This window comes from Clostridium pabulibutyricum, assembly GCF_058242705.1.
The window spans coordinates 37,598-44,480 of record NZ_JBZAYZ010000020.1 but is presented as its reverse complement, the minus strand read 5'-3'; the positions used below and the strand labels follow the sequence as shown (position 1 = coordinate 44,480).

Sequence of the window (6,883 nt, the reverse complement as noted above, 5' to 3'; positions counted from 1 at the left end):
TTCTTTGTCATGAGGTTTATTATATTATAAATTTGCTTTTTGGGACATAATCAACTTTGGTATACTAAGACATTATCATCTTTCGTTCATAAAAATGTTTAAAAAAATAAAATTCACTATTGACAATATATGTCCTCCAATATATAATATTAATTGTTGCGGTAATGATGTGGGTTGCGTGATTGAGGGCGCATAGCTCAGCTGGGAGAGCATCTGCCTTACAAGCAGAGGGTCACAGGTTCGAGCCCTGTTGTGCCCACCATGATGTAACGGCTAATTGGCTCAGTAGCTCAGTTGGTTAGAGTGCCGGCCTGTCACGCCGGAGGTCGAGGGTCCGAACCACTTCTGGGTCGCCAAAAAAAATGGCCAGATAGCTCAGTCGGTAGAGCAGAGGACTGAAAATCCTCGTGTCCCTGGTTCGATTCCTGGTCTGGCCACCATTGTTAATGCGGGAGTGGCTCAGTGGTAGAGCGTCACCTTGCCAAGGTGAATGTCGCGAGTTCGAATCTCGTCTTCCGCTCCAAGTAAAATTAGATATGTGGCGCTATAGCCAAGTGGTAAGGCAGAGGTCTGCAAAACCTTTATCCCCAGTTCAAATCTGGGTGGCGCCTCCAAAAATTATTTCAGAGTGTTTACAAGTGGTTTAACTGTTGATTTATCAATGGGTTGAATTGGTTGCAGACACTTTTTTCGTTTATTTCTTTCTTTACAATATTAAACCTGTCTACGAACCTTTGTATCGAGTTTTGCGTATAAACCTTTGTGTGGCTCTTTATGATGATTACAGTTATTATAAGGAGTGAAAGTTATGGCAAGAAAGAACGAAGTCAAGGCTACACGTAAGCTAATAACAATGGATGGAGTACCAACAGTAGAAACAATAGGAACACCAATAATTACAGAGAAGAAACATAAGGACACTTTTAATATTGGCGAGTTCTTAAAATTACATGAGCAGTTTATGACTGTAAAAAATCTTGAAGGATTAGCAGAAAAGACAATTCAAGACCATTTAACATTTATGAGGTACTTAAAAAACTGGGTGCAGAGTGAGGTACAGGAGTATGAGAACCGTATCGTTGAAAAGGGTATATTTTTAGAATATATTGCCTATTTATTCTAGAAAGAATATAAGCCATGTACAATTAATTTAAGATTAAGGACAGTTAAATGTTATTTACGTTGGTTATATACAGAGAAGATTATTACAGAGGATATTTCCAGTAAGATTAAGCTTGTTAAAGTGCCTAAAGATACAAAAGAACCTCTAACAGTAGCAGAAGTTAAGAGAATGTTTAAGGTTCTGGATTTAGCGGAGTATTCCCAATTTAGGGACTATGTTATTATGTTAGTTATATTGGACTGTGGTGTAAGAATAAATGAACTGCTTAACGTTAGCATAGAGGATTATAACAGCAAGGATAAGACGGTCAGAAACAGCTAAGACAAGAGAAACACGTATACTACCTATAAGCTTAAAGACTGCAAAACAACTGAAAAGGCTGATTGATATTGCCGAGAATAATAACGAGGAATACATTTTTAACTCAACTTATGGTGGCAGGATAATTACTCATAATGCTAACATTAACTGGTTATATGTCTTCCAGTCAGTTTTATATATGTTCCTCTAATTGTAAATTGTATAAATTATTATGGTATAACTGGAATAATTGAACTTGGGGTAGCTGTAATACATTTACATCATGTGGGGCATTTTAAGTTCAGAGGATAACATTGTATTACTGTTAATAGAGTGTTTTATTGGTATGGCTTACAGGGTTTGCTTCATGGGTTAGAAGCAGTGGCTTTGCAATTATAATCAGCATATTTTCTGCGTTATGACTGCGTAACCAAGTACCCATCCCCCAGATAAAAAAATACAGGAGCAGTACCGTTATTTCAGCACCGTACCACTCACCACTAAAAATAATTTTAAAATTTCTCAAGCTTTTTTCAAAATCATGCCCCAAACTACTCTAAAAATTCGTATATATATTGTAAAGGCAAAGCAGGAAACCCTCTCAATAAAAATAAAACAGTTATATTAATACTTAAATAATACTGATAACAGATAAAGCAGTATATATAGCCCCACAGGGTTAATTATATGAGTGGCGAGGTTTGCGAGTGTTTTAGTTAATATCTGTACGCAATAAATCAGCAACAATCCTACAACAAACTGGCTGTTTTAAGCAACAAATATTATTATCCTGCAACAAACATGAAACTCAATAACTGGCTACACAACTTCTGTAACTTCTTCATGTATCTACTTAACTTTTTTCTATCATCTTTATTTGTCCAGACCAGAACAGCAGGAATATTTTTCTTGCAAATTTGTCCAGTTGCTAATCCTATTAATACCTGTTTATCTATCTCAGAGCAGTTCAAGTTACTATCGCAAGGTAAGTTCTGTAAATCCAGTAACAATTCCATGTCTTGATAAATATTTTTATTATCTGGTATCTGCTCCAATATTTCCGTAGGTATGCAGTTCATATCCCATTGCCTTTTATTGGCATTATAATATTTCCGTTTGTCCTTGGATATACATTCTAATTGCTTGTACAGATTATTCATAAATGGGGTCATAAATTCCTACTCTAAATAATTCTTCTACTTTAATTTCAAGTTCGGTGTCCCAGTAGGCTCTACGTTTTCCTCTAACAGTTTCCTCGAAGTGTTCAAAAGAGTTGGACATTGTTTCCTGCAAGTGCCTGTTTACTACGCTGTTGCTTCTATTATTTGATTTTGTACATAAATTCCACATATCGTATCACCCTGTAACTGCTTTCGGTGTAACCTCTTTTTAGCAGTTCTTTTCCTTAACGTGACTTGTTTATTTTTTCCGCGTTTCCACTTTATTTATTGTTTTTGTTCTCATATATCATGTAGAGAAAAAGTTTGTTTTGTGACATAAATTTAATTTCAATATGATGTTTTGAATTATCCATAAAGCATGTATGGGCAGAATGTATCCTGTGATTTGAAATATTGTAAATTTTTGTTGAAGGATTTCTATTATTATGAATTTTAATTATTCAACACAGTCTGATTATAAGCATACTTGACAATATGATAGGTACACTTGTATTTTTGCATAGTATACTTGACATATATAGTGCCATATGTTACCATATTATTAAAGGAGATGGTAATTTGTATGAAAATATACAACTAAAAAACCGTTTAAAAGTTGCTCGTGCTGAGAAAAGTCTATCACAGGAACAACTTGCTATACTTGCAGGAGTAACTCGACAAACAATTAGTTCCATTGAAACAGGTCAATATTCTCCAACTGCAAAGTTGGCGTTAATACTTTCAAAAACACTTGGCAAAAAGTTTGAGGAATTATTTTATTTTGAGGAGGTAAAAAATAATGACTAATAAAATGATTACAAAGGATGAAAGAACAAATTTTATTGAAAATATTAGCTATAAGTTTGGATATAATTTCATTGCATTTACAGTATTGCTTGATGTTGTGTATAGAGGATTGAGATTTAATGAGGCACCATGGGATTTACTTGCAATAGTAATCATAAGTGGTTTAGTTATGACTGTATATCAGTACAGGAAAAAAATTTTAGGAAAGGCTTGGCTAAAAACTGTTGCTATAACATTTATGGTTACATTTATTATTGCCTTTATTTTTGCATTTGTTGTAAAAAAATTTTAAAACTTAAAATTATATTAAACAGGCTAAATAGATTAGTTGCTTCATGGTATTGTATGTATAAAATAACACTTATAAGAAAGGGTATTGCAACATTTTTGATATAGAGTTTTGATTAAGTCAGTATTTACAACAGTTATCATGGAATTAATATTAATTTTTGGTTGCAGTTTGTTTCATATACTTGATTATGGATATGCTTTATAAAATAATAGAAAGATATAAGATTGGGGATATTATATATTAATAAAGACCACAACGCGGTTAAATACGCATGAATACAGAGGTTGCCAGGCCAATAGCAGTGAACATAACTGCAAAACCTTTATCCCCAGTTCAAATCTGGGTGGCGCCTCCAAAGATAAACCCTTGAAATTCAACAGCTTCAAGGGTTTTATAATATAATTTTATTTTAATGATTTCTTAAGATGGTGTCCTAAGAGATCATTTTTGTTTTCTGGTGTCCTTTGCTTTATTAATTTGGAAAATTTTTCTACTACATCTTTTTGAGCTTGAGGTTTGATACGTATATAAATATCATCTGTGATTGACGTTCGAGCATGTCCTAGTCTTTTAGATATTACATTGCTAGGAACACCAGCTTCAAACATTATGCTAGCGTGAGTATGTCGTAAGTCATGAAAGGTTATTTTTTTAAAATTATATTTTTCTACGTATTTAGAAAATGTTTTGGTTATATATTGTGGCCTTAGTGGACGACCATCTGGCCATGAACATACATATTCATAATTAATTTTATTATCTTTATAAAGAGATAAATTTCTTTCTTGTTGCGTAATTTTTATTTTTTTCAGATGATTTTTAACAGTGTCATCTATGGAAATGCTCCTTTTCGAATTTTGTGTTTTTGTATCTTCGGGTATTAATTGGCCTTTGTCTTCAACCATACTGTGTATTACTTTTATTGTGTTATTTTCTAAATATACGTTTTCCCATTTTAAAGCAGACATTTCTCCTTTTCTCATTCCTGTCATGTAAGCTAAATAGGCAGCAGGAAATAACTGTGTATTTTTAATTAATTGCATAAAGGAATTTACATCTTTTACAGACCAAACTTCTATATCCATTTTGTAATCACTTGGCGGTATACGTTATGGGCAGGATTTACATGTAGCATCTGCCATTTAACAGCCCATCTTAGAGCTAAATGAAACATCTTGTGAGTTTTAAGTACGGTACCATTAGAATATCTTTTTTTAATAGTACCGTCTTTTAACTTTTTCTTCTCTAAAGGTAAATTACTATAGAACTGCTGAATTATAGGAGGAGTTAATTTTTTAAGCTTTATGTGGCCAATGTTTTCCTTTATACACTTGCAAAAAGCAATTACAATATTAGATGGAGAGTTTAAAGGAAAGAGTATGGGGACTTATCAATCAAATAAATGTAAAGAGATTATAGATGCAGTAAGAAAATCGATAGGTTGCCGGACTGTTAGCGTCAAAAATATTGAGAAAATACGTGAAATAGTGGATAGATATTAGTGCGTAAAATGAATAATTTACGACACAACTATTGGAATTTGAAATACGAACATTGGCCTTTGAAAATTAAATAATGCAGTGTAAAGAAATAAGTGATTTGTATTTGTTAGGAATATAATTGGTTTTTATTGGTAAAATTTATGATATAATTACTATTAATAAAATCAAAATAGTAAATTTTTATGAATTATTGTTGACTGATCCCTTAGGCGTTAGTTTATACTATCAATAACAAATAATACCTGAGGAGGATTTTTATATGAAAATAAGTGAAGTTATGAAGATTACATCTCTTACAAAAAAGGCTATAAATTATTATGAAGAAAGTGGAATAATTAGTCCTTTGGTAAATAGGGATAATAATTATAGAGATTACACTAAAGAAGATATTGAAAAATTAAAGCAAATTTCTGTTTTGAGAAGCTTTGACATACCAGTAAAAAAAATTAAAGAAATATTAATAAGTCCTAAAGAAATTGAAAAGATATTTAAGGAACATTTAAATAAAGTACAGATACAAATTTTAAATATGGAAAGATCTCAGGAAATTCTTCAACTATGTATAAATGATATTAATCTCATGAATTCTAATATGGACAAAATTACTGATGACATGATGCTATTAAAAAGAAGTTTTGACATGAGTGAAAGAGAAAAAGAAGGATATATGAAAAAAGAATTGTTACGTATTTTTCCTGGATTCTTTGGCAAATACATTTGTTTCAAATTTTCAAATTACCTTGATGAACCAATTGATAATAAAGAAAAAGAAAGTGCATGGATTCATTTAGTTAAAATACTTGATAATAGTCATGAGTTAAAAGTTAATAATGAAATTTTAAATAGTATTGAATCAGATAAGATGGATTGGAACTTGATTGAAGAAATAATTAAAAATAGAGATAAAGATTTTTATTCGATGAATAAGGAAGATATTCAAACTTATATAGACAATTTGTATGATATTGAACTAACTGAAACTGATTTAAAATTATTAAAGCAGTTTATAAATTATACAAGTTCTAAGGACAATATAAAATATATGAATGATTTACTTAAATTAATAGATGAAGATTTGAAGATACTTAGTTCAAAGTATAAAAAATTTCAAGAGAATCTTTTAACAGTTAATTGTGAAATGAAAAAAAGATACTCAGAGTGTTTTAAACCTAGTGTTGATGAAATTGAAAATAATATGGGGGTAACTACTTTACCTGAAATGATTTTTGTTGGATTTGAATATAAAAAAATTATTCCTCTTGGTAAAGTACCTAAGCTAGTTGAGAATTTTAGAAAAACAATTGATCAAATTAGTAATGTGATAAATCCTAACGATATTTATACGATTAACGGGATTGACAGCTTACCTCAATATAAAAAGCCTAAAACTTTAGTTCACAAATTTAACTTTTCATTTATAATAGGGGTACAAGTTTCCAAAGTAATACAGATACCACAAGATATGCAGGCATTTACCATACCTTCACATGAGCATGCTTGGTATACTACTTTAGGAGGAAGTAAAAATTTAAAGACGCTTATAAAAAATGAAATGACTTTAATTACTTTTATTTCAAAGGCGTATAAAATTGTAAAGTTCCCTGTGTTGACACTATATAGCAATGATTATAAAGGTACTGGAAAGTCAATTGTTTATAATTATATGCCAATAGAATGAAATTATATATTTAATACGCAA

Annotated in this window: 6 protein-coding genes and 5 tRNA genes; 9 read left to right on the top strand and 2 right to left on the bottom strand. The window is 31.0% G+C overall.

Going from position 1 to position 6,883, the window contains the following annotated elements; all coding sequences use genetic code 11:
* Window positions 1-186: 186 nt before the first annotated feature.
* The 6 genes from AC4CVH_RS15405 to AC4CVH_RS15380 all read left to right on the top strand — a co-directional run bounded on the left by AC4CVH_RS15405 (window position 187) and on the right by AC4CVH_RS15380 (window position 1,123).
* Window positions 187-262: transfer RNA gene (locus tag AC4CVH_RS15405), tRNA-Val, on the top strand.
* Between the two features lie 17 nt (window positions 263-279).
* Window positions 280-356, top strand: a tRNA-Asp gene (locus AC4CVH_RS15400).
* Between the two features lie 8 nt (window positions 357-364).
* Window positions 365-440, top strand: a tRNA-Phe gene (locus tag AC4CVH_RS15395).
* An 8-nt stretch (window positions 441-448) separates the two neighbouring features.
* A tRNA-Gly gene (locus AC4CVH_RS15390) sits at window positions 449-523 on the top strand.
* 17 nt (window positions 524-540) lie between these two features.
* Window positions 541-614 (top strand) — tRNA-Cys (locus AC4CVH_RS15385).
* Window positions 615-808: 194 nt separating this feature from the next.
* A complete protein-coding gene (locus tag AC4CVH_RS15380) occupies window positions 809-1,123 on the top strand; it encodes a hypothetical protein (RefSeq protein ID WP_490788615.1) in 315 nt (104 codons plus the stop codon).
* A 1,085-nt stretch (window positions 1,124-2,208) separates the two neighbouring features.
* On the opposite strand, the gene AC4CVH_RS15375 is transcribed toward AC4CVH_RS15380, so the two are convergent.
* Window positions 2,209-2,595: a hypothetical protein gene (locus AC4CVH_RS15375; RefSeq protein WP_490788614.1), complete on the bottom strand. Its 387-nt coding sequence runs from the start codon at window positions 2,593-2,595 to the stop codon at window positions 2,209-2,211.
* A 567-nt stretch (window positions 2,596-3,162) separates the two neighbouring features.
* Here AC4CVH_RS15375 and AC4CVH_RS15370 point away from each other — a divergent pair.
* The gene (locus AC4CVH_RS15370; RefSeq protein WP_490788613.1) at window positions 3,163-3,390 is read left to right on the top strand and encodes a helix-turn-helix transcriptional regulator; all 228 of its coding nucleotides are present in this window, start codon (window positions 3,163-3,165) and stop codon (window positions 3,388-3,390) included.
* Window positions 3,383-3,682: a hypothetical protein gene (locus tag AC4CVH_RS15365; RefSeq protein ID WP_490788612.1), complete on the top strand. Its 300-nt coding sequence runs from the start codon at window positions 3,383-3,385 to the stop codon at window positions 3,680-3,682. The genes AC4CVH_RS15370 and AC4CVH_RS15365 overlap by 8 nt, the downstream gene beginning before the upstream one ends.
* A 404-nt stretch (window positions 3,683-4,086) precedes the next feature.
* On the opposite strand, the gene AC4CVH_RS15360 is transcribed toward AC4CVH_RS15365, so the two are convergent.
* Window positions 4,087-4,767, bottom strand: a complete 681-nt coding sequence (locus AC4CVH_RS15360) for a site-specific integrase (RefSeq protein ID WP_490788611.1) — start codon at window positions 4,765-4,767, stop codon at window positions 4,087-4,089.
* Window positions 4,768-5,443: 676 nt separating this feature from the next.
* Between AC4CVH_RS15360 and AC4CVH_RS15355 the strand changes: the two genes are divergently transcribed.
* Window positions 5,444-6,862 (top strand): MerR family transcriptional regulator, encoded by a 1,419-nt coding sequence (locus tag AC4CVH_RS15355; RefSeq protein ID WP_490788610.1) that lies wholly within the window; start codon window positions 5,444-5,446, stop codon window positions 6,860-6,862.
* The last annotated feature ends 21 nt before the right edge of the window (window positions 6,863-6,883 follow it).